Here is a 19,651-nt window from a genome sequence, read left to right on the forward strand (position 1 = left end):
CTAAATCTTTATAGAAAGTTATCCCTATGTTTTAGGGATAACTTTTCTAAATCAATTACAGAATTTATTAATTTACTTTGATATAAATGGTTAAATAATCTTATAAAGGGGAGACCTAGAATGCTAAGTAATCTAAAAGTTAAAAAGAATTTTGCCGTAATATTAACATTATTAATGATAATAAGCATGATTCCATCATTTGCTTATGCAAATGACAGTAATATTAGCTCAGCAAAAGAAGAATTAAAACAAGAAGCATTATCAAAGATTACACCAGAAGTAATGAATGATTTTGACGAAGACCTAATAGAAGTACTAGTGTATATGAAAGAACAAGTAGACACAGAAATGATAGCTGAGGCTACAAAATCTGCTGTGTCAGATGTAATGACCCCATATAATACAAAATTAGAAGTAAGAAAAGGAGTAGTTGAAGCTTTAAAAGATGAAGCAACTACTACTCAAAAAAATATAATCAAATATTTAGATCAAGAAATGGATAAAGGAAATGTTGAAGAATTTACATCTTATCACATAGTCAATATGATATATGTAAAAGCAACAAAAGAAGTAATAGAAAATATTTCATTTATGTCAGAAGTAGAGAAAATATATAAAAATAAAGTTCACACATTAGAAGTTACAGAAATGAGTGAAGAGATAAAACCAACAACAGAGGGCATAGAGTGGAACATTGAAAAAGTTAATGCAGACCAAACTTGGGAATTGGGAATTGATGGTAGCGGAGTTGTAGTAGGAAGCCTAGATTCAGGAGTAGATTGGACACATCCAGCGATAAAGAATAAATGGAGAGGATATGATCCATCAACAGGAGAAACTAATCCTGAAGGTAGCTGGTTTGACCCAGTATATAATTCAACATTACCAGAAGATTCAGATGAGCATGGAACTCATGTTATGGGAACAGTATTAGGACAAGAGGAAGATGGAAGTAATAAAATAGGTGTAGCACCAGGAGCAAGATGGATAGCAGCAAGAGTATTTAACACTTCAGGTTCAACTACAGGTACAATATTATTATCAGCAGCAGAATGGATGCTTCAACCAAATGGAGATCCAGCAAATGCACCTGATGTTGTCAACAACTCATGGGGTGGTGGATCAGGAATAGATGAATGGTATAGAGATGCTGTAAGGAACTGGAGAGCAGCAGGAATATTCCCAGTATTTTCAGCAGGAAACCAGAGAGCGGGCGAACCAGCACCATGGCCAGGATCAATATCATGCCCAGCAAATTATCCAGAATCATTTGCAGTAGCAGCAACAGATATAAATAATATGAGAGCTTCGTTCTCAAAATTAGGTCCATCACCATATGATGAAAGTTTAATAAAACCAGAAATATCAGCACCAGGAGTAAGTATTAGATCATCAATACCAGGTGGTGGATACCAAGGTGGATGGTCAGGAACATCAATGTCAGCACCACATATTACAGGAACAGTAGCATTGTTGTTATCAGCAAACGCATCATTGACAGTGGATGATATAGATGAAGTTATCAAGAGTACAGCAATGCCATTAGTTGACACATCATATCCAACAGCACCTAATATGTCATACGGTTATGGTTTAGTTGATACATTTGAAGCAGTATCACAAGTAGCATCAGGAACAGGATACATTTCTGGTAAAGTGTTAGTACCTGGCGAGGATACAAGTGAGCCAGTTATAAATCACGAACAAATGGTAACAGAAATATATATAGGTTCAGATACAGATATAATAGCAGAGATATCTGATGATGTAGCTATAACAGAAGTAGAGTTATTAGTAAAACAAGAAGGCAAATCCTACTGGATGTTAACTCCAATGAATAGAATATCAGGAGATCATAAAGCAGGAATATACAAAGGAACAATAAGCTATGATATGCTAGGAGGAAATAGTATTACATATAAGATAAAAGCTAGAGATTATGGAGGAGATGCTGTTGTTTCACCAGATTATAATATAGAAGTTAAATTTGGTATTGTTCCAGATGAATATACTCAAGGCTTTGAAGATGGAGTAGAAGGCTGGATATTTGATGGAGAATGGGAATATGGAGTACCATCAGGAACAAGCCCAGAAGCATATGAAGGAGAAAAATTAGCAGGAACTAAAATAGATGGAAATTATGCAAATGATGCAGATAGCTTGTTAGTAACTCCACCAATAGATTTAAGAAATGCTGATCTAGGTTCAGCAACATTAAGATTACAAGAATGGTTCGAAACAGAATACTATTACGATATATGTTATGTTTATGTTTCAAACGATTATGGTGATACATGGACAATAGTAGGCACCCGTACAGGAATTAGAATGGAATGGATAGACACAGTAATTAATCTTAATGATTATATAGGTTCTCTAGATCCAGTATTTGTTGCATTCCGCTTTACTTCAGATAGTTCAAATGCAAATCCAGGTTGGTATATAGACAATGTAAGATTAATTGGTGTAGGTACTGACGCTATGAAAGTTTCAGAAAACCAAGTAAGTCAAGAAGAAGCGTCAAAACCTGAAATTATGAAGTCGGATTATGTAGATCCAGAAGAATTAAAATATAGCTTAAAGAAAGACAAAACAAATAATTATGTAACAATAGAAGATGAAGAAGTAAAAAGTATACCAATGGTATATGGTGGAATCCCTGCTACTGATGCAGTAGTAACAGTACTGGAGACAGGAAGAAGTGTTAAAGTAAATCCAGTTAACGGTAAATTCTATATGAGACACGTACTTGGAGAAAACCTTACACTAAGAGCAGAAGCATATGGATATTATGCAAATGAAGTAACTGTAAATGTAAATGAAGATGAAACAACAAGAGTAAATATCATGTTAGAACCAAAACCACAGGGAACTATTATAGGAAGAGTATTTGACAGATATTATAATAACGGAGCAGCTAATGCTGTAATAAGAGTGGTAGAAGACCCTAAAGTAGCTCCAGTAGTAGCAGATGAAGATGGATACTTTAGAATTAACAAAGTATATGAAGGAACATATACACTTAAAGTGGTAGCAGATGGATTTGATCCAGGAGAAATTACTGTAGATGTATACGAAGATGAAATAACAAATGTTGATATACCACTTAAGAGATTTGTAGGTTATGAAGATGATATAATCTATGACGATGGAGTAGGAGAAAACGCATTAGTATTAAATAGTGCAGGTTACGGATTAGCAGTAAGATTTACACCTGAACAATACGGTAAAGTAAAAGGAGCAAATATTTTCTTCTGGGATAATAGCTGGCCATCACCAGGAGGAAATAGAATAGGTTTTGCAATATACGGAATAGATGATAATGGAGCACCATATCAAGTAGGAGATCCTATATTTGTTGATGTAATAAGAGGAGAATTTAACTATATAGATTTATCAAGTTTAGGCTTCTCAACAGATAGAGATTTCTATATCTCAACGATACAAGATGCAGCAGGTTCTTCTTGCCCAGGAACAGGTATAGATGAAAACTCTCCATACGGAGATAGATCATATTTGAATCTTGGTGGAGAATTCAAGCTAATATCAGAAGAAAATATCCAAGGTGGAATAATGATCAGAGCAAGAATGGAATACTCAGTAGCTGTACCAGTTATAACTAATCTAAATGAATTAACATATACAAATCAAGACTCAATAACTGTAGAAGGAACAGTTACAGTAGATGGTAAAGTAAATGTATATCTAAATGGTGAAAAGGTAACTACAGTAGATACAGAAAACAAAGAATTTGCAGTAGAAATAAATTTACCATTAGATGAAAATACAATTATGGTAACAGCAGAAATGGACGGAATAGAAACAGAGCCATCATCAGCAGTGACAGTAATAAAAGACAAAATAGCACCAGAATTAATAGTAGAAGAACCAGAAGATAATTTAAAAATCAATACAGAAGTAGTTCATGTTGTAGGCAATGTACAAGATAATATAGAAATAACACAATTATTGATCAACGAAGTAGAAGTAGCAATAGATGAAGATGGAAACTTCCATGAAAGATTGATGGTAAATCAAGGTGTTAATATTATTACAGTTAAAGCAATAGATATTGCAGGAAATGAAACAGTTGTTGAAAGAACAGTAACTGTAGAATTAGCAGAACCTGAAATTACTAATATACAGCCATCAGAAGATTTAGAGCTTTATGTTGGTGATGTATTGACTGTTAGCTTCAATGCGCCAACAGGTGGAGAAGGCTACTTTAGATTATTGCTTCCATTTGAAGTTTCAGATAACAAGACAGGAATTCCTATGACAGAAGAAGATGGAGTATATACTGGTACTTGGACTGTTCCTGAAGGATTAGAGGGAAACAATATACAGGTCGAAGTTGTGTATATCAGCGAATTTGGATATGAGGTAACAGCAATTGCAGATGGAAGATTAACAATAATATTAGAAGAGACTTCAATCATAAACATACAGCCATCAGAAGATACAGAACTTAGAGAGGGAGATGCATTAGAAGTAAGTTTTAATGGACCTAGTAGATGTAGTGGATACTTTAGATTATTATTTTCACCTGAAATGTCAAATAATGAACTTGAAATTCCAATGATTGAAGTAACACCAGGATTCTATAGGGGTTTATGGACAGTACCAGAAACAATGGTAGTAAGTAACTTACAAATTGAAGTATTGTTAGTAACTGAAGATAATATTAGAATGCTTGATATAGCTGAAGGCCGTATTACAGTGGTAGGACAGATGAATATGCTTCCAGTAAATTCAGTAATAGTTGGTGAAGAAGCATATGACATAAATTATTTAAATAGTAACTCGGAAGCGCAAGAAAAATTAATCGAGTGGTTAGATTTAGGCAATCAAGTTTATATAAAACTTGATAATGATGATATAGTAGACTTTGATGGTCAAATTGTTAGTTATGAATTATTACCACAACGTATTACTTATTATAATTCAAACGGAAATATAACATTCTATTCAAAATAGTAAAATTATATCTTAATTTATAACAATACTATAGAATGGCCTATAATTTTAAAATTATAGGCCATATCAGTATGTCAAAAAGCTACATAGTTTTAATGTTTAAAAGTATTAAGTTTAACCTTAAATTACCAAAATATTTTTATTTACAAGGTAGAAAAATTAATGTATACTGTTAAAGTTGCAAAGATTAGTATAAAACATGACATTAATACTTACAACATATTTTAAACAATCTTAAATATTAATTTTTCTTAACAATTGAAAAATAATAAAAAAAAGACTTGCATTAACTGCTATATTAGTGTACTATGATATAGCGTGCCACATGCGATGAGACAAAAGGTTGCTGATTTAATCAGGTAATTTTTGTTGAGAATGTCTTGTTTTAAAAACGGGGCGACCGGTATCGTTTTTTTTAAAAAAATATTAGAAACACCCGGATAGGTGTATCAGCGATTCCGAGTTGTATGTGCAACATACGAAGAAGGAGGTAAAAAAATGGCAAGCACTCAAAAAATAAGAATTAGGTTAAAGGCTTATGACCATCAATTGATTGATCAATCTGCACAAAAAATTGTAGAGACTGCTAAAGCAACTGGAGCAACTGTAGCTGGACCAATTCCACTACCTACAGAAAAACAAGTTGTTACAATATTAAGAGCAGTTCACAAGTACAAAGATTCTAGAGAGCAGTTTGAGCAAAGAACACACAAAAGATTAATTGACATCACTAATCCTACTCCTAAAACAGTAGACTCATTAATGAAACTTAATTTGCCTGCTGGAGTAGACATTGAAATTAAGCTATAAGAAAGTAAAGTAGAGATAATATAATATATACAACTCTGCTTAGAATGATTACCTGGCGGTAATCCGCTGTAAGAAAATAGGAGGTGTAATCTAAATGAAAGCAATTCTTGGTAAAAAAATAGGAATGACTCAAGTGTTCACAGAACAAGGTAATGTTGTTCCAGTATCAGTAGTAGAATCGAGCAAAATGTTCGTAGTTCAAAAGAAAACTATTGAGAAAGATGGTTACAACGCAATCCAAGTTGGATTCGGTGATATCAAAACAAAAAATGTAACAAAACCTTTAAAAGGTCATTTCGAAAAATCAAACGTTGAATACAAAAAAATCCTTAGAGAATTTAGAGTAGAAAACATTGATGAATACGAAGTTGGACAAGAAATAAAATTAGATATTTTCCAAGCCGGAGACAAAGTTGATGTTATTGGAACATCAAAAGGTAAAGGATTTGCAGGAAATATTAAAAGACATGGTCACTCGAGAGGACCTATGAGTCATGGTTCTAAATTCCACAGATTAAGAGGTTCTTTAGGAGCTTCAGCTGGTATTTGTAGAGTAATTAAAGGAATACCTGCACACGGACATATGGGTCATGTAAGAGTAACTGTACAAAACCTTGAAATTATAAAAGTAGATACAGCTAAAAATGTATTGCTTATAAAAGGTGCTATACCAGGACCTAAAAAAGGCTTAGTAACAGTTAAAGAAACAGTAAAAAGATAGTTAGAAAAGTAGAAAGGAGGATTAAAGATGCCAAAAGTAGCTCTTTATGATATAAACGGCAGTCAAGTGGGTGATGTCGAATTATGCGATGCAATATTCGGAATTGAGCCAAATAACCACGTTATGTATGAGGCTGTAAAAAACTATTTAGCTAATCAAAGACAAGGTACACAATCAGCAAAGACTAGAGCAGAAGTAAGAGGTGGCGGAAGAAAACCTTGGAGACAAAAAGGAACAGGACGTGCAAGACAAGGTAGTATCAGAGCACCACAATGGAAAGGCGGCGGAGTTGTATTCGCACCAAAACCAAGAGATTATAGCTATTCAATACCTAAAAAGGTTAAGAGATTAGCACTTAAATCAGCATTAAGCTCAAAGGTTATAGACAAAGAAATAATTGTTCTTGATAGTTTAACTTTAGAACAACCAAAAACTAAAGAAATGGTAAAAGTTTTATCAAATCTTAAAGCAAACAAAAAATCTTTAATAGTAATACCTGAAAGAGACGCAAATGTTGTTAGATCAGCAAGCAATATTCCAGGTGTTAAAACTGCATATGTTAACACAATTAACGTATATGATATTTTGAACTGTGATACTTTCATAATAACAAAAGACGCAGTAAACAAAGTGGAGGAGGTGTACGCATAATGCGCAGTCCACACGATTTAATAAAAAGACCAATAATTACAGAAGCAAGTATGGATGCAATGGCTGACAAAAAATACACTTTTGAAGTGGATAAAAAAGCCAACAAAACTGAAATTAAAAACGCAGTTGAGCAAGTTTTCGGAGTAAAAGTTAAGAGCGTAAACACAATGAATATGCTTGGAAAAATGAAAAGACAAGGCGCTCATGCTGGAAGAAGAGCAAGTTGGAAAAAAGCTATCATAGCTTTAACTGAAGACAGCAAAGCAATTGAATTCTTCGAAGGAATGAACTAAGATTTTAATATATTATAAAAATACAATAAACAAAATAATCAAAAGGAGGAAATCTCATGGGTATAAAAAAATTTAAACCTACTTCTCCATCTTTAAGACAGATGACTGTTTCGACTTTTGAAGAGATAACAACTAACGAACCTGAGAAATCTCTTTTAGCACCTTTAAGTAAAACTGCAGGAAGAAACGTACATGGATGTATTACAGTTCGTCATAAAGGTGGCGGTGAAAAGAGAAAATACAGAATAATAGATTTCAAAAGAAATAAAGACGGTGTACCAGGTAAAATTGCTACAATTGAGTATGATCCAAACAGAAGTGCTAATATTGCATTAGTACATTATGTAGACGGAGAAAAAAGATATATAATAGCTCCAAACAAGTTAAAAGTTGGAGATGTTATAGAATCAGGTAGCAAAGCGGATATCAAAATAGGTAATACATTACAATTGAAAAACATACCTGTTGGTACTACAATTCATAATATTGAATTGAAGGCTGGAAAAGGTGCACAGTTAGTTAGATCTGCTGGTAACTCAGCACAGTTAATGGCTAAAGAAGGAAAGTATGCACAAGTTAGACTTCCAAGTGGTGAAGTAAGAATGGTAAGCATGGAGTGTAGAGCTACAATCGGTCAAGTTGGTAACATAGACCATGAAAATATCAATATCGGTAAAGCCGGTAGAAAGAGACACATGGGTATTAGACCAACAGTAAGAGGTAGTGTAATGAACCCTAACGATCACCCACACGGTGGTGGTGAAGGTAAAGCTCCAGTAGGAAGACCATCTCCAGTAACACCTTGGGGTAAACCAGCATTAGGCTATAAAACTCGTAAGAAGAATAAAAAGTCTAATAAAATGATTGTAAGAACAAGAAAATCTAAATAAATAACAGGTTTTGTGAAAGGAGGAAATAGTAGATGGGTAGATCGTTAAAAAAGGGACCTTATTGTGAGCCTAGTCTAATGAAAAAAGTAGTTACTTTAAACGAAGCTAATGACAAAAAAGTTATTAAGACTTGGTCAAGAAGATCTACAATATTCCCTGAAATGATAGGACACACATTAGCTATACATGATGGACGAAAGCACGTTCCTGTATATATAACTGAAGATATGGTTGGACATAAATTAGGTGAGTTTGCTCCGACAAGGACTTATAGAGGACATAATAAGACTGAAAAATCTTCAAAAGTTAAATAAATGAAGGGAGGTAGCTAAAGTGGAAGCTAGAGCAATCGCTAAGCATGTAAGAGTATCATCTAGAAAGATGAGATTTATATGTGATATGGTAAGAGGAAAAAGTGTTGAAGAAGCACTTACAATATTAAAGTTTACACCTAATAAAGGTGCTAAAATATTAGAAAAAGTTGTAAAATCAGCTGCTGCTAATGCAGAAAACAATTTTGATATGAATAGAGATCAGTTATTTGTATCTGAGGTATATTCAAATCAAGGACCTACTACAAAAAGATTTAGACCAAGATCACAAGGTAGAGCATTTAAAATATTAAAAAGAACTAGCCATATAGGTGTAGTTGTAAAAGAAAGAGACTAGTAAAGGAGGTAAATTAATGGGCCAAAAAGTAAATCCTCATGGACTGAGAGTTGGAGTAATTCAAGATTGGGATTCAAAATGGTACGCTAGTAAAAAGGACTTCCATATAAATCTTATTGAAGATTACAAAGTTCGTGAATTTATTAAGAAAAACTTATACCAAGCAGGAATTGCTAAGGTAGAAATAGAGAGATTTGCAAGTAGAATAAAACTTAGTGTTTATACTGCTAAACCTGGTATGATTATAGGAAAAGGCGGATCAGGTGTTGAATCATTAAAGAAGAATGTTGAAAAAATAACAGGTAAGACTGTCATAATTAATGTAGAGGAAGTAAGAGTTCCTGAGTTAGATGCTCAATTGGTTGCAGAAAGTATTGCAAGCCAAATAGAAAAAAGGGTATCATTCAGAAGAGCAATGAAACAATCTATTCAAAGAACTATGAGATCAGGTGCTAAAGGTATAAAAACTTCTGTATCGGGTAGATTAAACGGTGCTGATATGGCAAGAACTGAAAGATATACTGATGGTACAGTGCCATTGCAAACATTAAGATCTAACATAAGCTACGGTTTTGCAGAAGCAGATACTACTTATGGTAAAATAGGTGTTAAGGTTTGGATTTGTAAAGGCGAAGTTTTGGGCAAAAAACTTGTTTCTGGTCAAGAAGAAGTTAAAGGCGCAGTTTCGCACAACAAAGATAAAAGAAAAAGAAGATCAAACAATAACTATAAAAGAGATAAAAAGTAGACAGTACTTAAGGAAGGAGGAAGTTAATTATGTTAATGCCTAAAAGAGTTAAACACCGTAAAGTTCAAAGAGGAAGAATGACTGGAGTAGCAACAAGAGGCAATAAGTTAGCATATGGCGAATTTGGACTTCAAGCGTTAGAGCCAGCTTGGATCACATCTAACCAAATAGAAGCTGCCAGAAGAGCGATGACAAGATACGTAAAAAGAGGCGGTCAAATTTGGATTAAAGTATTTCCAGATAAGCCAGTTACAAAAAAACCTGCTGAAACTCGTATGGGTAAAGGTAAAGGATCTCCAGAGTACTGGGTAGCAGTAGTTAAACCAGGAAGAATTTTATTTGAAATGACAGGAGTTTCTGAGGAAGTAGCTAGAGAGGCTATGAGACTTGCCATGCATAAATTGCCTATAAAATGTAAGTTTGTTATGAAAGAAGAGCAGGCGATAGAAAAGGATGGTGAAGCAAATGAAAGCTAAAGAAATAAGAGAAAAAACAGTTAGCGAATTAAACCAATCATTAGTAGAATTAAAAACAGAACTTTTTAATTTAAGATTTCAACTTGCTACAGGTGAGTTGGAAAATCCTTTAAGAATAAATAAAGTAAAAAAAGACATTGCACGTGTTAAAACAATTCTTAGAGAGAGAGAAATTAATGTTAATGTGCAATAGTTTAAGAAAGGAGGACTATTAATTTGGAAAGAGGCAACAGAAAAGTTAGAATTGGTAAAGTAGTAAGTGATAAAATGGATAAAACAATAGTAGTTGCTACTGAAAAGCTTGTAGCACATCCTCTTTATAAGAAGCAAGTAAAGAAATCAAAGAAATATAAAGCACATGATGAAGAAAATAAGTGCAAAATTGGTGACATAGTAAAAATAATGGAAACTAGACCATTATCAAAAGACAAAAGATGGAGATTAGTTGAAATTGTTGAAGAAGCTAAATAACCCTACAACAATTGAAGGGAGGTTTAATAAATGGTACAAAACGAATCAAGATTAAGAGTTGCAGATAATTCAGGAGCTAAAGAAATACTTGTTATAAGAGTACTGGGCGGTTCAAGCAGAAGATATGCAAATATTGGTGATATAATCGTTGCTGCTGTTAAAACAGCAACACCTGGAGGAGTTGTTAAGAAGGGTGAAGTTGTTAAGGCTGTAGTTGTAAGAACAAAAAAAGGTGTTCGTAGAAACGATGGAACTTATATTAAGTTTGACGAAAATGCGGCTGTAATTATAAAAGAAGATAAAACACCTGTAGGTACTCGTATATTTGGACCTATAACAAGAGAATTAAGAGATGGTAACTTTATGAAAATAATCTCTTTAGCACCGGAAGTACTTTAATAGGAGGTGTATAAGATGCACGTTAAAAAAGGCGATAAAGTTGTAGTTATTGCAGGTAAAGATAAGGGTAAAATAGGAACAGTTTTGACAGGTATTCCAAAAAACAATAGAGTAATAGTTCAAGGTGTCAACATGATAACAAAACACCAAAAAGCAACTAGAGATATGCAACAAGCAGGTATAATACACCAAGAAGGCTCTATAAATGTTTCTAACGTTATGCTTTACTGTAGTAAATGTAAACAAGGCGTAAGAGTAGAAAAGAAAGTTTTAGAAAACGGAAAAAAAGTTAGAGTATGTAAAAAATGTGGAGAAATGTTTGAATAATGCTCGAAGGGAGGTACAAAGCAAATGGCTTCAAGATTGTTTGAGACATATAAAAATGACGTAGTGCCAGCATTGGTTGAAAAATTCCAATACAAAAGTGTTATGCAGGCACCAAAGGTAGAGAAAATAGTTATAAACATGGGAGTTGGCGAAGCAAAAGATAATCAAAAATTCTTAGAAAAAGCTGTAGAAGAAATGACTCTTATTGCTGGTCAAAAACCTGTTACAACAAAAGCAAGAAAATCTGTATCTAACTTCAAAATAAGAGAAGGCATGGCAGTTGGTTGCAAAGTTACACTTAGAGGAGAAAGAATGTATGATTTCTTAGATAAGTTTGTAAACATCTCATTGCCAAGAGTTAGAGACTTCAGAGGAGTATCAAAAACTTCATTTGATGGAAGAGGAAATTATGCATTAGGCATAAAAGAACAATTGATTTTTCCTGAAATCAACTATGATAAAATAGATAAAATAAGAGGTATGGACATAATTATAACAACAACTGCTAACACAGATGAGGAAGCAAGAGAACTATTAAAATTAATGGGTATGCCTTTTAGTAAGTAAGAGGAGGATTGAAAATTGGCTAAAACATCTTTAAAAATTAAGCAAGTAAGAAAACAAAGATTTAAGACAAGAGAGTATAGCAGATGTAAAATTTGTGGAAGACCTCATGCTTATTTGAGAAAATACGGAATTTGTCGTATATGCTTTAGAGAACTAGCATACAAAGGACAAATACCTGGCGTTAAAAAGGCTAGTTGGTAGAGAATTATAAGAATGGAAGGAGGTTACTTACATGGTAATGACAGATCCTATTGCAGATATGTTAACAAGAATCAGAAATAGTAATCATGCAAAACACGAATTCGTGGATATTCCTGCTTCTAAAATCAAAAAAGAAATAGTAACGATTTTATTAGAAGAAGGCTATATCAAGGGTTTTGATGTAATAGATGATGGTAAGCAAGGAATTATTAGAGTTGAATTAAAATATGCTAATAATAAAGAAAGAGTAATAACTGGAATAAAGAGAATTTCTAAACCTGGACTAAGAGTTTTTGTACAAAAGGATGAAACTCCTAGAGTACTTGGTGGATTAGGGATAGCAATAATCTCTACATCTTCAGGTATTATGACAGATAAGAATGCAAGAAAACACGGAATAGGCGGAGAAGTAATCTGCTACGTATGGTAATATAAGAAATAGGAGGTGCTGTACAAATGTCAAGAATAGGATTAAAGCCAATAAACGTGCCTAGCAATGTTGAAGTGAAGCTTGATGCTAATAACTTTGTAACAGTAAAAGGACCAAAAGGTACTTTAGAACAACAACTACCTAAATTAATGATAATTGAATTAAATGAAGGTGTTATAACAGTTGCTAGACCAAATGATGAAAAACAATCTAGATCATTACACGGGTTAACAAGAACTTTAATAAGCAATATGATTATTGGTGTAACAGACGGATACGAAAAAGTCCTAGAAATTGTTGGTGTTGGTTATAGAGCACAAAAAAAAGGTAAAAAATTAGTTATGAATTTAGGTTTTTCCCATCCCGTTGAAATGGAAGATCCTAATGGAATAGAAACTGCAGTTGACGGAACTAACAAGGTTATTGTTAAAGGTATTGATAAACAACAAGTTGGAAACTATGCAGCGGTAATTAGAGATTGGAGAAAACCTGAACCATATAAAGGTAAAGGTATTAAATACGCTAACGAAGTAATTAGACGTAAAGCTGGTAAGACTGGTAAATAACAGAAAGGAGTGAGTATTAGTGCTTAAAAAAGTAAATAGAAATCAAAAAAGAGTTAACAGGCACAACAAAATTAGAAATAAAATTGTAGGAACTCCTGAGAGACCAAGACTAAATGTATATAGAAGCTCTAAGAACATATATGCTCAAGTTATTGATGATGTAACAGGTACTACTATTACTTCAGCTTCAACAAAAGATAAGGAAATAGTAGCTAAAGTTACTGAATTAAATAAAACTGAAGCAGCTAAGCTTGTGGGTGCTGAAGTTGCTAAGAAAGCAAATGAAAAAGGTATAAAATCAGTTGTGTTTGATAGAGGCGGATATTTATATCATGGTAGAGTGAAATCACTTGCAGATGCTGCAAGAGAAAATGGACTTGAATTTTAAGAAGGAGGTAAGGCAATGGAACGTGGACGTATGGAAGCAAACCAAACAGATGAGTTTAAAGATAAACTTATAACTATCAACCGTGTAACAAAAGTTGTTAAAGGTGGTAGAAACTTCAGATTTTCTGCATTAGTGGTTGTAGGTAATGAAAACGGCCAAGTTGGTGTTGGTATGGCAAAAGCTATAGAAATACCAGATGCTATTAGAAAAGCTAAACAAGATGCTATGAAAAGAATGATTGAAGTGCCAATACAAAACACAACCGTACCTCATGAGATGGTTGGAGTGTTTGGCGCTGGTAGAGTTCTTATTAAACCTGCAAAAGAAGGTACTGGAATTATAGCTGGTGGCCCTGTTCGTGCGGTTTTAGAACTTGCAGGAATTAAAGATATAAGAACTAAGTCTCTAGGATCAAATAATCCTAAGAACATGGTGAGTGCAACAATAGAAGCCTTAAAATCCCTAAAGAAACCTGAAGATGTAGCAAAAATTAGAGGGAAATCAGTAGAAGAGATTTTAGGTTAAGAGGTGAACATTAATGGCAACAATTAAAATAAAACTAAAGAAAAGCTTAATTGGCAGAACACCTGCACAAAGAAAAACAATTCAAGCTTTAGGATTAAGAAAAATTAGTCATGTTGTAGAACACGAAGATAATGCTGCAATAAGAGGTATGATCGCAAAAGTTCAACACATGGTAGAGGTTGTAGAATAAAACTATAAGGAGGTGTACAGATGAAACTTCATGAATTAAAACCTAATCCTGGTAGTAACAAAAACAGAAAAAGATTAGGAAGAGGTACTGCTTCAGGACAAGGTAAAACTGCTGGTAGAGGACAAGATGGTCAAAATTCTCGTTCAGGTGGTGGTGTTAGACCTGGTTTTGAAGGTGGACAGATGCCTCTTTACAGAAGACTTCCAAAAAGAGGATTCACAAATATTTTTGCTACTAGATATGCAGAGATAAATGTTGAAGTATTAAATAGATTTGAAGATGGAGCAGAAATCACTCCAGAACTTTTAAAAGAAACAGGTATACTAAAGAAACAGCTGGATGGAGTAAAAGTTTTAGGAAATGGTGAAATCATAAAAAAACTAACAGTAAAAGCGAATAAATTTAGTAAATCTGCAGTTGAAAAGATTGAGGCTGCTGGTGGAAAAGTAGAGGTGATCTAAGTTGTTTGAAACAATGAAGAATGCATGGAAAATACCTGATTTACGAAAAAGAATACTTTTTACGTTAATGATGATAGTCATTTACAGGTTTGGTGCGGTAATACCAGTACCATTTATCGATCGTAGTGTTGTAGCACAAATGTTTACAAACTCAGGCGGGGGCGGAGGAATTTTGGATTTCTTTGACCTAATGGCTGGTGGAGCATTTAAAGATTTTACAATATTTGCGTTAAATATTTACCCTTACATTACATCATCAATAATTCTTCAGTTGCTAACTATAGTAATACCAAAGCTTGAAGAAGTATTCAAAGCTGAAGATGGAAAGAAAAAAATGGGTCAATATACAAGATATTTGACAGTAATTTTAGCTTTGATTCAAGCTGTTGCTTATAGCGTAGGTTTTTTCAATAGAGCAATTATTGATAAGAGCTTTTTCTCAATAACAGTTGTTGTAATAGTGTTAACAGCAGGTACAGCATTTTTAATGTGGCTTGGTGAACAAATTACAGATAAGGGTATTGGAAATGGTATATCAATTATTATATTTGCTGGTATTATTTCGAGAATACCAATAGATATAGGCAATGTTGTTTATTCATTCCAAGTAGGAACTGCAAGAATTCACGAATTAATCATATTCTTAATATTTGCAGTAGCAATAGTAATTGGTGTAATTGCTGTTCAACAGGGTGAAAGAAGAATACCTGTTCAATATGCAAAAAGAGTTGTAGGTAGAAAAATGTATGGTGGTCAAAACACACATATTCCAATGAAAGTTCTTATGGCAGGAGTAATGCCTGTAATATTTGCTTCAACAATATTGGCTTTACCACAAACATTAGCATTTTTCGTTCCAAGTTGGACAGATGGTTTAACTAAGTGGTTTTCAACAACTGGTAATCCAGGTAAGTGGATATATTCGTTGGTAAATATACTATTTGTTATATTCTTCACATATTTCTATACAGCAATACAATTTAATCCATTTGAGTATGCAAATAACTTGAAAGAAAATGGTGGTTTCATTCCTGGTATTAGACCTGGAAGACCAACAACAGAATTTTTAACAAAGGTATTGAATAGAGTTACAATCGTAGGAGCAGTTTCTCTTGCAATTATAGCTACAATACCAACATTAGTACTTTCATTCACTCACCTTAAAATTTATTTTGGTGGAACTGCGCTTTTAATCGTAACAGGTGTTGCTTTGGAAACAATGAAACAATTAGAAGCTCATATGTTGATGAGACACTATAAAGGATTTTTAAAATAATAATTAAAAATCAAATCGAGGAAATAAAAAATGAGAGCTATATTATTAGGACCTCCTGGTGCTGGTAAAGGCACACAGGCAGAAACTATAGTAAATGAATTTAAAATTCCACATGTTTCAACTGGAGACATGTTTAGAAAAAACATAAAAGAACAGACACAACTTGGTAAAAAGGTAAAAAGTTATCTTGATAAAGGTGCTTTAGTACCTGATGAGTTAACTGTTGAAATTGTGAAAGATAGAATTTCACAAGTTGATTGTAAAAATGGATTTCTACTTGATGGTTTTCCAAGAACACTTGAACAAGCGAATGCTTTAGACAATGTTCTTTCAGAATTAGGTCAAAAATTAGACTATGTAATAAACATTGAAGTAGATTCAAAATTATTGATAGACAGAGCAGTTGGTAGAAGAATATGTAAAGATTGTGGTCAGACATATCATTTATTATTCAACAAACCTACTAAAGAAGGTGTTTGTGACAAATGCGGTGGAGAACTATATCAACGTAAAGATGATACAGAAGAAACTGTAGCAAACAGAATCAATGTTTATCAAAATCAAACTCAACCATTAATTGAATATTATACAAACAAAGGTTGTATAATAAACATTAATGGCGAACAATCAATAGATAAAGTTAGCAGGGATATAATTTCAAATTTAAGAGGCGAGTAATATGATTATTATTAAGACGCAACGAGAAGTTGAAATAATGCGTGAAGCTGGTAGAATAGTTGCAGGAGCACATGATTTAATAAGAAAGCATATCAAGGTTGGAGTCACAACGGCTGAACTAGATAAGATTGCTGAAGATTATATAAGATCTTGCAATGCAATTCCTACTTTTAAAGGATATGGTGGCTTCCCGGCTTCAATATGTGCATCTGTAAATGAAGAAGTAGTCCATGGATTTCCTTCTTCAAGAAAGCTTAAAGATGGTGATATTGTAAGTGTAGATATAGGTGCTACATTTGAAGGATATGTTGGGGATAGTGCAAAAACACATCCGGTTGGTCAAATTGACAGTGAGAAAGAGCAGCTAATAAAAGTTACTAGACAGAGCTTTTATGAAGGTATGAAATTTGCTAGAGTTGGCTATAGGCTATCAGATATTTCACATGCAATTCAGCAATATGCTGAATCTTGTGGGTTTTCTGTTGTAAGAGACTTTGTAGGGCATGGCGTCGGCAAAGAAATGCATGAATCGCCACAAATACCTAACTTTGGAAGTCCTGGAAAAGGTCCGCGGCTGCAAAAAGGAATGGTTCTAGCAGTAGAACCAATGATAAACGCAGGAACCTATCATGTGAAAATATTAGGTAATGATTGGACTGTAGTAACTGTAGATAGCAAACCATCGGCGCATTATGAGCATACATTTGCTATAACTGATGGTGAACCAGATTTGCTTACCGTACTGTAATTGATACGAGGTGAATTGATGGATACAACAACTAGTATACAAAAAGGTCAAGTTGTTAAATCAAAAGCAGGAAGAGACAAAGGCAGAGTATTCGTGATATATGATATTATAGATGATCAACATGTATTATTGTGCGATGGTGATTTAAGGAAACTAAATTGTCCAAAGCGTAAAAAGATTAAACATTTAATGGTTTATAATTCAGTAATCGAAAATTTTGCTAAAATGTTAAAAAGTAATGAGAAAATAAATGATGCTTTTGTTAGGAAGCAATTAAATGCTTTCTATTCAGAAGAGAATTAGAAATGGGAGTTGAGAAATCAATGTCCAAAAAGGATGTAATAGAAGTAGAAGGAAAAGTTCTTGAGGCTCTACCAAATGCTATGTTTAAAGTAGAACTCCAGAATGGGTATCAGATTTTAGCTCATATCTCTGGAAAATTGAGAATGAATTATATCAGGATTCTCCCTGGAGACGCAGTTGTAGTTGAACTGTCACCATACGATTTATCAAGAGGTAGAATAACTTGGAGGAAAAAGTAGTAAGGAGGTATTACAATGAAAGTAAGACCATCAGTAAAACCAATTTGTGAAAAATGTAAGATCATAAAGAGAAAAGGTAAAGTAATGGTAATTTGTGAAAACCCTAAACATAAGCAAAAACAAGGTTAAGGATATAACAATTACGACAACTAAAATTATAAAAAAAGCAAACTACTAAGGGTAGGAGGTGTACGCTTAATGGCCAGAATTGCTGGTGTAGATTTACCAAGAGACAAAAGGGTAGAAGTAGGTTTAACATATATATTTGGTATAGGTAGATCAACTTCTAGAAAAATATTAAAATTATCAGGTGTAAACCCTGATATAAGAATTAAAGACTTAACAGAAGATGATATAGCAAAAATAAGAGCTGAGATTGATAAGTATCCAGTAGAAGGTGACTTAAGAAGAGAAGTTTCTTTAAATATTAAAAGATTAAAAGAAATCAACTGTTATAGAGGCTTAAGACACAAAAGAGGATTACCAGTTAGAGGACAAAATACTAAAAATAATTCAAGAACTAGAAAAGGTCCAAAAAAAATAGCAGGTAAAAAAAATAAATAAGGAGGGACTTAAATGGCAGCTAAAAAACAAAAAAACACAAGAGTAAGAAGAAAAGAACGTAAAAACATTGAAAAAGGCCAGGCTCATATTAAGTCTACCTTCAATAATACATTAGTAACTTTAACTGACATGCACGGAAATGCAATTTCTTGGGCTAGTTCAGGTCAAGTTGGATTTAAAGGTTCAAGAAAATCAACTCCTTTCGCTGCATCAATGGTAGCAGAAGAAGCTGCAAAAAGAGCAATGGAACACGGATTAAAAACAATAGAAGTATACGTTAAAGGCCCAGGCGCTGGAAGAGAAGCTGCAATAAGATCATTGCAAGCTGCTGGTTTGGAAGTAAGCTTAATTAAAGATGTTACTCCAATCCCACACAACGGTTGTAGACCTCCAAAACGTAGAAGAGTATAGGAAAGGTGAGGTGTAAGAATGGCAAGATATACTGGACCTGTATGCAGACTTTGTAGAAGAGAAGGTACTAAGCTTTACTTAAAAGGTGATAGATGTTACAGCGATAAGTGTGCAATTGGCAGAAGGAATTATGCTCCTGGCCAACACGGACAAGATACAAAGAAACAAAAGAACTACGGGTTACAATTAAGAGAAAAGCAAAAAGTAAGAAGATACTATGGTGTATTAGAAGGACAATTTGCTGAATATTACAATATGGCTGAAAAAATGCCTGGAAAAGCAGGAGATAATTTATTACAATTATTGGAATTAAGATTTGATAATATAGTATATAGATTAGGTTTTGCAGCATCTAGAGCAGAGGCTAGACAATTAGTTGTACACGGTCACTTTACTTTAAACGGTAAAAAGGCTGATATTCCTTCTATGATTCTTAGTGTAGGTGATATTATAGCTGTGAAAGAAAAAAGCAGAAGCTCAGCTAAATTTAAAGCAATTATAGAAAACCATAAAGTAACAGTAGCACAGTGGTTACAAGTTGACCCAGACAATTTAACAGGTAAAGTTATAGCTGAACCTACAAAAGCAGATATAGAATTACCAATTGAAGAACATCTAATTGTTGAGTGGTATTCTAAATAATAATTAATTTAAGAATTATTACCCTCGGCA

The 19,651-nt window shown here is 33.5% G+C and carries 31 protein-coding genes; all 31 read left to right on the forward strand.

Annotated elements, in window-relative coordinates; translation table 11 throughout:
• Nucleotides 1-120: 120 nt before the first annotated feature.
• The 31 genes from JYG23_RS00535 (at nucleotide 121) to rpsD (ending at nucleotide 19,621) form a co-directional block, all read left to right on the forward strand.
• Entirely contained in the window at nucleotides 121-4,977 is a 4,857-nt protein-coding gene (locus JYG23_RS00535; RefSeq protein WP_207236517.1) for a S8 family serine peptidase, read from the forward strand.
• 498 nt (nucleotides 4,978-5,475) lie between these two features.
• Nucleotides 5,476-5,787 (forward strand): 30S ribosomal protein S10, encoded by a 312-nt coding sequence (gene rpsJ / locus JYG23_RS00540; protein ID WP_207236518.1) that lies wholly within the window; start codon nucleotides 5,476-5,478, stop codon nucleotides 5,785-5,787.
• Nucleotides 5,788-5,881: 94 nt separating this feature from the next.
• On the forward strand, nucleotides 5,882-6,508 hold the full coding sequence (gene rplC, locus JYG23_RS00545; protein ID WP_207236519.1) for a 50S ribosomal protein L3: 627 nt from the start codon (nucleotides 5,882-5,884) through the stop codon (nucleotides 6,506-6,508).
• 27 nt (nucleotides 6,509-6,535) lie between these two features.
• Nucleotides 6,536-7,159, forward strand: coding sequence for a 50S ribosomal protein L4 (gene rplD, locus JYG23_RS00550; protein WP_207236520.1), 624 nt, complete (start codon nucleotides 6,536-6,538; stop codon nucleotides 7,157-7,159).
• On the forward strand, nucleotides 7,159-7,452 hold the full coding sequence (gene rplW / locus JYG23_RS00555) for a 50S ribosomal protein L23 (protein WP_207236521.1): 294 nt from the start codon (nucleotides 7,159-7,161) through the stop codon (nucleotides 7,450-7,452). The genes rplD and rplW overlap by 1 nt, the downstream gene beginning before the upstream one ends.
• A 56-nt stretch (nucleotides 7,453-7,508) precedes the next feature.
• The gene (gene rplB / locus JYG23_RS00560; protein ID WP_207236522.1) at nucleotides 7,509-8,342 is read left to right on the forward strand and encodes a 50S ribosomal protein L2; all 834 of its coding nucleotides are present in this window, start codon (nucleotides 7,509-7,511) and stop codon (nucleotides 8,340-8,342) included.
• Nucleotides 8,343-8,374: 32 nt separating this feature from the next.
• Nucleotides 8,375-8,656 carry a 30S ribosomal protein S19 gene (rpsS, locus tag JYG23_RS00565; protein ID WP_207236523.1) on the forward strand — a complete coding sequence of 94 codons (282 nt, stop codon included), beginning with the start codon at nucleotides 8,375-8,377 and terminating at the stop codon, nucleotides 8,654-8,656.
• 19 nt (nucleotides 8,657-8,675) lie between these two features.
• Nucleotides 8,676-9,011 carry a 50S ribosomal protein L22 gene (gene rplV / locus JYG23_RS00570; RefSeq protein ID WP_207236524.1) on the forward strand — a complete coding sequence of 112 codons (336 nt, stop codon included), beginning with the start codon at nucleotides 8,676-8,678 and terminating at the stop codon, nucleotides 9,009-9,011.
• Nucleotides 9,012-9,027: 16 nt separating this feature from the next.
• Nucleotides 9,028-9,759: a 30S ribosomal protein S3 gene (gene rpsC / locus JYG23_RS00575; protein ID WP_207236525.1), complete on the forward strand. Its 732-nt coding sequence runs from the start codon at nucleotides 9,028-9,030 to the stop codon at nucleotides 9,757-9,759.
• 29 nt (nucleotides 9,760-9,788) lie between these two features.
• Nucleotides 9,789-10,235, forward strand: a complete 447-nt coding sequence (rplP, locus tag JYG23_RS00580) for a 50S ribosomal protein L16 (RefSeq protein WP_207236526.1) — start codon at nucleotides 9,789-9,791, stop codon at nucleotides 10,233-10,235.
• Entirely contained in the window at nucleotides 10,225-10,428 is a 204-nt protein-coding gene (gene rpmC, locus JYG23_RS00585) for a 50S ribosomal protein L29 (RefSeq protein ID WP_207236527.1), read from the forward strand. The genes rplP and rpmC overlap by 11 nt, the downstream gene beginning before the upstream one ends.
• Before the next feature lie 23 nt (nucleotides 10,429-10,451).
• Nucleotides 10,452-10,706: a 30S ribosomal protein S17 gene (rpsQ, locus tag JYG23_RS00590; protein WP_207236528.1), complete on the forward strand. Its 255-nt coding sequence runs from the start codon at nucleotides 10,452-10,454 to the stop codon at nucleotides 10,704-10,706.
• A gap of 30 nt (nucleotides 10,707-10,736) precedes the next feature.
• A complete protein-coding gene (rplN, locus tag JYG23_RS00595) occupies nucleotides 10,737-11,105 on the forward strand; it encodes a 50S ribosomal protein L14 (RefSeq protein WP_207236529.1) in 369 nt (122 codons plus the stop codon).
• Between the two features lie 15 nt (nucleotides 11,106-11,120).
• Entirely contained in the window at nucleotides 11,121-11,432 is a 312-nt protein-coding gene (gene rplX, locus JYG23_RS00600) for a 50S ribosomal protein L24 (RefSeq protein WP_207236530.1), read from the forward strand.
• A 24-nt stretch (nucleotides 11,433-11,456) separates the two neighbouring features.
• Nucleotides 11,457-11,999 carry a 50S ribosomal protein L5 gene (gene rplE, locus JYG23_RS00605; RefSeq protein ID WP_207236531.1) on the forward strand — a complete coding sequence of 181 codons (543 nt, stop codon included), beginning with the start codon at nucleotides 11,457-11,459 and terminating at the stop codon, nucleotides 11,997-11,999.
• Nucleotides 12,000-12,014: 15 nt separating this feature from the next.
• A complete protein-coding gene (locus tag JYG23_RS00610) occupies nucleotides 12,015-12,200 on the forward strand; it encodes a type Z 30S ribosomal protein S14 (RefSeq protein WP_207236532.1) in 186 nt (61 codons plus the stop codon).
• A 31-nt stretch (nucleotides 12,201-12,231) separates the two neighbouring features.
• Entirely contained in the window at nucleotides 12,232-12,630 is a 399-nt protein-coding gene (gene rpsH, locus JYG23_RS00615) for a 30S ribosomal protein S8 (protein WP_207236533.1), read from the forward strand.
• Nucleotides 12,631-12,656: 26 nt separating this feature from the next.
• Nucleotides 12,657-13,196, forward strand: a complete 540-nt coding sequence (gene rplF / locus JYG23_RS00620; protein WP_207236534.1) for a 50S ribosomal protein L6 — start codon at nucleotides 12,657-12,659, stop codon at nucleotides 13,194-13,196.
• A 19-nt stretch (nucleotides 13,197-13,215) separates the two neighbouring features.
• Nucleotides 13,216-13,584, forward strand: a complete 369-nt coding sequence (gene rplR / locus JYG23_RS00625) for a 50S ribosomal protein L18 (RefSeq protein WP_207236535.1) — start codon at nucleotides 13,216-13,218, stop codon at nucleotides 13,582-13,584.
• A 30-nt stretch (nucleotides 13,585-13,614) separates the two neighbouring features.
• A complete protein-coding gene (gene rpsE / locus JYG23_RS00630) occupies nucleotides 13,615-14,109 on the forward strand; it encodes a 30S ribosomal protein S5 (protein ID WP_371818648.1) in 495 nt (164 codons plus the stop codon).
• 13 nt (nucleotides 14,110-14,122) lie between these two features.
• Entirely contained in the window at nucleotides 14,123-14,299 is a 177-nt protein-coding gene (rpmD, locus tag JYG23_RS00635) for a 50S ribosomal protein L30 (RefSeq protein WP_207236537.1), read from the forward strand.
• Between the two features lie 20 nt (nucleotides 14,300-14,319).
• Nucleotides 14,320-14,760 (forward strand): 50S ribosomal protein L15, encoded by a 441-nt coding sequence (gene rplO, locus JYG23_RS00640; protein ID WP_207236538.1) that lies wholly within the window; start codon nucleotides 14,320-14,322, stop codon nucleotides 14,758-14,760.
• 1 nt (nucleotide 14,761) lies between these two features.
• Nucleotides 14,762-16,036 carry a preprotein translocase subunit SecY gene (secY, locus tag JYG23_RS00645; RefSeq protein WP_207236539.1) on the forward strand — a complete coding sequence of 425 codons (1,275 nt, stop codon included), beginning with the start codon at nucleotides 14,762-14,764 and terminating at the stop codon, nucleotides 16,034-16,036.
• Nucleotides 16,037-16,066: 30 nt separating this feature from the next.
• The gene (locus tag JYG23_RS00650; RefSeq protein ID WP_207236540.1) at nucleotides 16,067-16,714 is read left to right on the forward strand and encodes an adenylate kinase; all 648 of its coding nucleotides are present in this window, start codon (nucleotides 16,067-16,069) and stop codon (nucleotides 16,712-16,714) included.
• Between the two features lies 1 nt (nucleotide 16,715).
• Nucleotides 16,716-17,462 (forward strand): type I methionyl aminopeptidase, encoded by a 747-nt coding sequence (gene map, locus JYG23_RS00655; RefSeq protein ID WP_207236541.1) that lies wholly within the window; start codon nucleotides 16,716-16,718, stop codon nucleotides 17,460-17,462.
• Nucleotides 17,463-17,480: 18 nt separating this feature from the next.
• Nucleotides 17,481-17,765, forward strand: coding sequence for a KOW domain-containing RNA-binding protein (locus JYG23_RS00660; protein ID WP_207236542.1), 285 nt, complete (start codon nucleotides 17,481-17,483; stop codon nucleotides 17,763-17,765).
• Between the two features lie 20 nt (nucleotides 17,766-17,785).
• Nucleotides 17,786-18,004, forward strand: coding sequence for a translation initiation factor IF-1 (gene infA, locus JYG23_RS00665; RefSeq protein WP_207237904.1), 219 nt, complete (start codon nucleotides 17,786-17,788; stop codon nucleotides 18,002-18,004).
• Between the two features lie 15 nt (nucleotides 18,005-18,019).
• Complete coding sequence (gene rpmJ, locus JYG23_RS00670) at nucleotides 18,020-18,133, forward strand: 50S ribosomal protein L36 (RefSeq protein ID WP_008516283.1); 114 nt, start codon at nucleotides 18,020-18,022, stop codon at nucleotides 18,131-18,133.
• Between the two features lie 69 nt (nucleotides 18,134-18,202).
• The gene (rpsM, locus tag JYG23_RS00675; protein ID WP_207236543.1) at nucleotides 18,203-18,568 is read left to right on the forward strand and encodes a 30S ribosomal protein S13; all 366 of its coding nucleotides are present in this window, start codon (nucleotides 18,203-18,205) and stop codon (nucleotides 18,566-18,568) included.
• 12 nt (nucleotides 18,569-18,580) lie between these two features.
• Nucleotides 18,581-18,979, forward strand: a complete 399-nt coding sequence (rpsK, locus tag JYG23_RS00680) for a 30S ribosomal protein S11 (RefSeq protein ID WP_207236544.1) — start codon at nucleotides 18,581-18,583, stop codon at nucleotides 18,977-18,979.
• An 18-nt stretch (nucleotides 18,980-18,997) separates the two neighbouring features.
• Nucleotides 18,998-19,621 carry a 30S ribosomal protein S4 gene (rpsD, locus tag JYG23_RS00685; RefSeq protein ID WP_207236545.1) on the forward strand — a complete coding sequence of 208 codons (624 nt, stop codon included), beginning with the start codon at nucleotides 18,998-19,000 and terminating at the stop codon, nucleotides 19,619-19,621.
• Nucleotides 19,622-19,651 lie beyond the last annotated feature (30 nt).

The organism is Sedimentibacter sp. zth1, assembly GCF_017352195.1.
Taxonomy (GTDB): Bacteria; Bacillota; Clostridia; order Tissierellales; family Sedimentibacteraceae; genus UBA1535.

Coding starts and splice junctions, on each gene's coding strand:
- rpmC (WP_207236527.1), top strand. CDS start 10,225: ATGAAAGCTAAAGAAATAAGAGAAAAAACAGTTAGCGAATTAAACCAA.
- rpmJ (WP_008516283.1), top strand. CDS start 18,020: ATGAAAGTAAGACCATCAGTAAAACCAATTTGTGAAAAATGTAAGATC.
- rplF (WP_207236534.1), top strand. CDS start 12,657: ATGTCAAGAATAGGATTAAAGCCAATAAACGTGCCTAGCAATGTTGAA.
- rpsE (WP_371818648.1), top strand. CDS start 13,615: ATGGAAGCAAACCAAACAGATGAGTTTAAAGATAAACTTATAACTATC.
- rplD (WP_207236520.1), top strand. CDS start 6,536: ATGCCAAAAGTAGCTCTTTATGATATAAACGGCAGTCAAGTGGGTGAT.
- rpsK (WP_207236544.1), top strand. CDS start 18,581: ATGGCAGCTAAAAAACAAAAAAACACAAGAGTAAGAAGAAAAGAACGT.
- JYG23_RS00535 (WP_207236517.1), top strand. CDS start 121: ATGCTAAGTAATCTAAAAGTTAAAAAGAATTTTGCCGTAATATTAACA.
- map (WP_207236541.1), top strand. CDS start 16,716: ATGATTATTATTAAGACGCAACGAGAAGTTGAAATAATGCGTGAAGCT.
- rpsJ (WP_207236518.1), top strand. CDS start 5,476: ATGGCAAGCACTCAAAAAATAAGAATTAGGTTAAAGGCTTATGACCAT.
- rplW (WP_207236521.1), top strand. CDS start 7,159: ATGCGCAGTCCACACGATTTAATAAAAAGACCAATAATTACAGAAGCA.
- infA (WP_207237904.1), top strand. CDS start 17,786: ATGTCCAAAAAGGATGTAATAGAAGTAGAAGGAAAAGTTCTTGAGGCT.
- rpsC (WP_207236525.1), top strand. CDS start 9,028: ATGGGCCAAAAAGTAAATCCTCATGGACTGAGAGTTGGAGTAATTCAA.
- rpsD (WP_207236545.1), top strand. CDS start 18,998: ATGGCAAGATATACTGGACCTGTATGCAGACTTTGTAGAAGAGAAGGT.
- JYG23_RS00650 (WP_207236540.1), top strand. CDS start 16,067: ATGAGAGCTATATTATTAGGACCTCCTGGTGCTGGTAAAGGCACACAG.
- rpsS (WP_207236523.1), top strand. CDS start 8,375: ATGGGTAGATCGTTAAAAAAGGGACCTTATTGTGAGCCTAGTCTAATG.
- rplB (WP_207236522.1), top strand. CDS start 7,509: ATGGGTATAAAAAAATTTAAACCTACTTCTCCATCTTTAAGACAGATG.
- rplC (WP_207236519.1), top strand. CDS start 5,882: ATGAAAGCAATTCTTGGTAAAAAAATAGGAATGACTCAAGTGTTCACA.
- rplN (WP_207236529.1), top strand. CDS start 10,737: ATGGTACAAAACGAATCAAGATTAAGAGTTGCAGATAATTCAGGAGCT.
- rplX (WP_207236530.1), top strand. CDS start 11,121: ATGCACGTTAAAAAAGGCGATAAAGTTGTAGTTATTGCAGGTAAAGAT.
- rplE (WP_207236531.1), top strand. CDS start 11,457: ATGGCTTCAAGATTGTTTGAGACATATAAAAATGACGTAGTGCCAGCA.
- rpmD (WP_207236537.1), top strand. CDS start 14,123: ATGGCAACAATTAAAATAAAACTAAAGAAAAGCTTAATTGGCAGAACA.
- rpsM (WP_207236543.1), top strand. CDS start 18,203: ATGGCCAGAATTGCTGGTGTAGATTTACCAAGAGACAAAAGGGTAGAA.
- JYG23_RS00660 (WP_207236542.1), top strand. CDS start 17,481: ATGGATACAACAACTAGTATACAAAAAGGTCAAGTTGTTAAATCAAAA.
- rplO (WP_207236538.1), top strand. CDS start 14,320: ATGAAACTTCATGAATTAAAACCTAATCCTGGTAGTAACAAAAACAGA.
- rpsH (WP_207236533.1), top strand. CDS start 12,232: ATGGTAATGACAGATCCTATTGCAGATATGTTAACAAGAATCAGAAAT.
- rplP (WP_207236526.1), top strand. CDS start 9,789: ATGTTAATGCCTAAAAGAGTTAAACACCGTAAAGTTCAAAGAGGAAGA.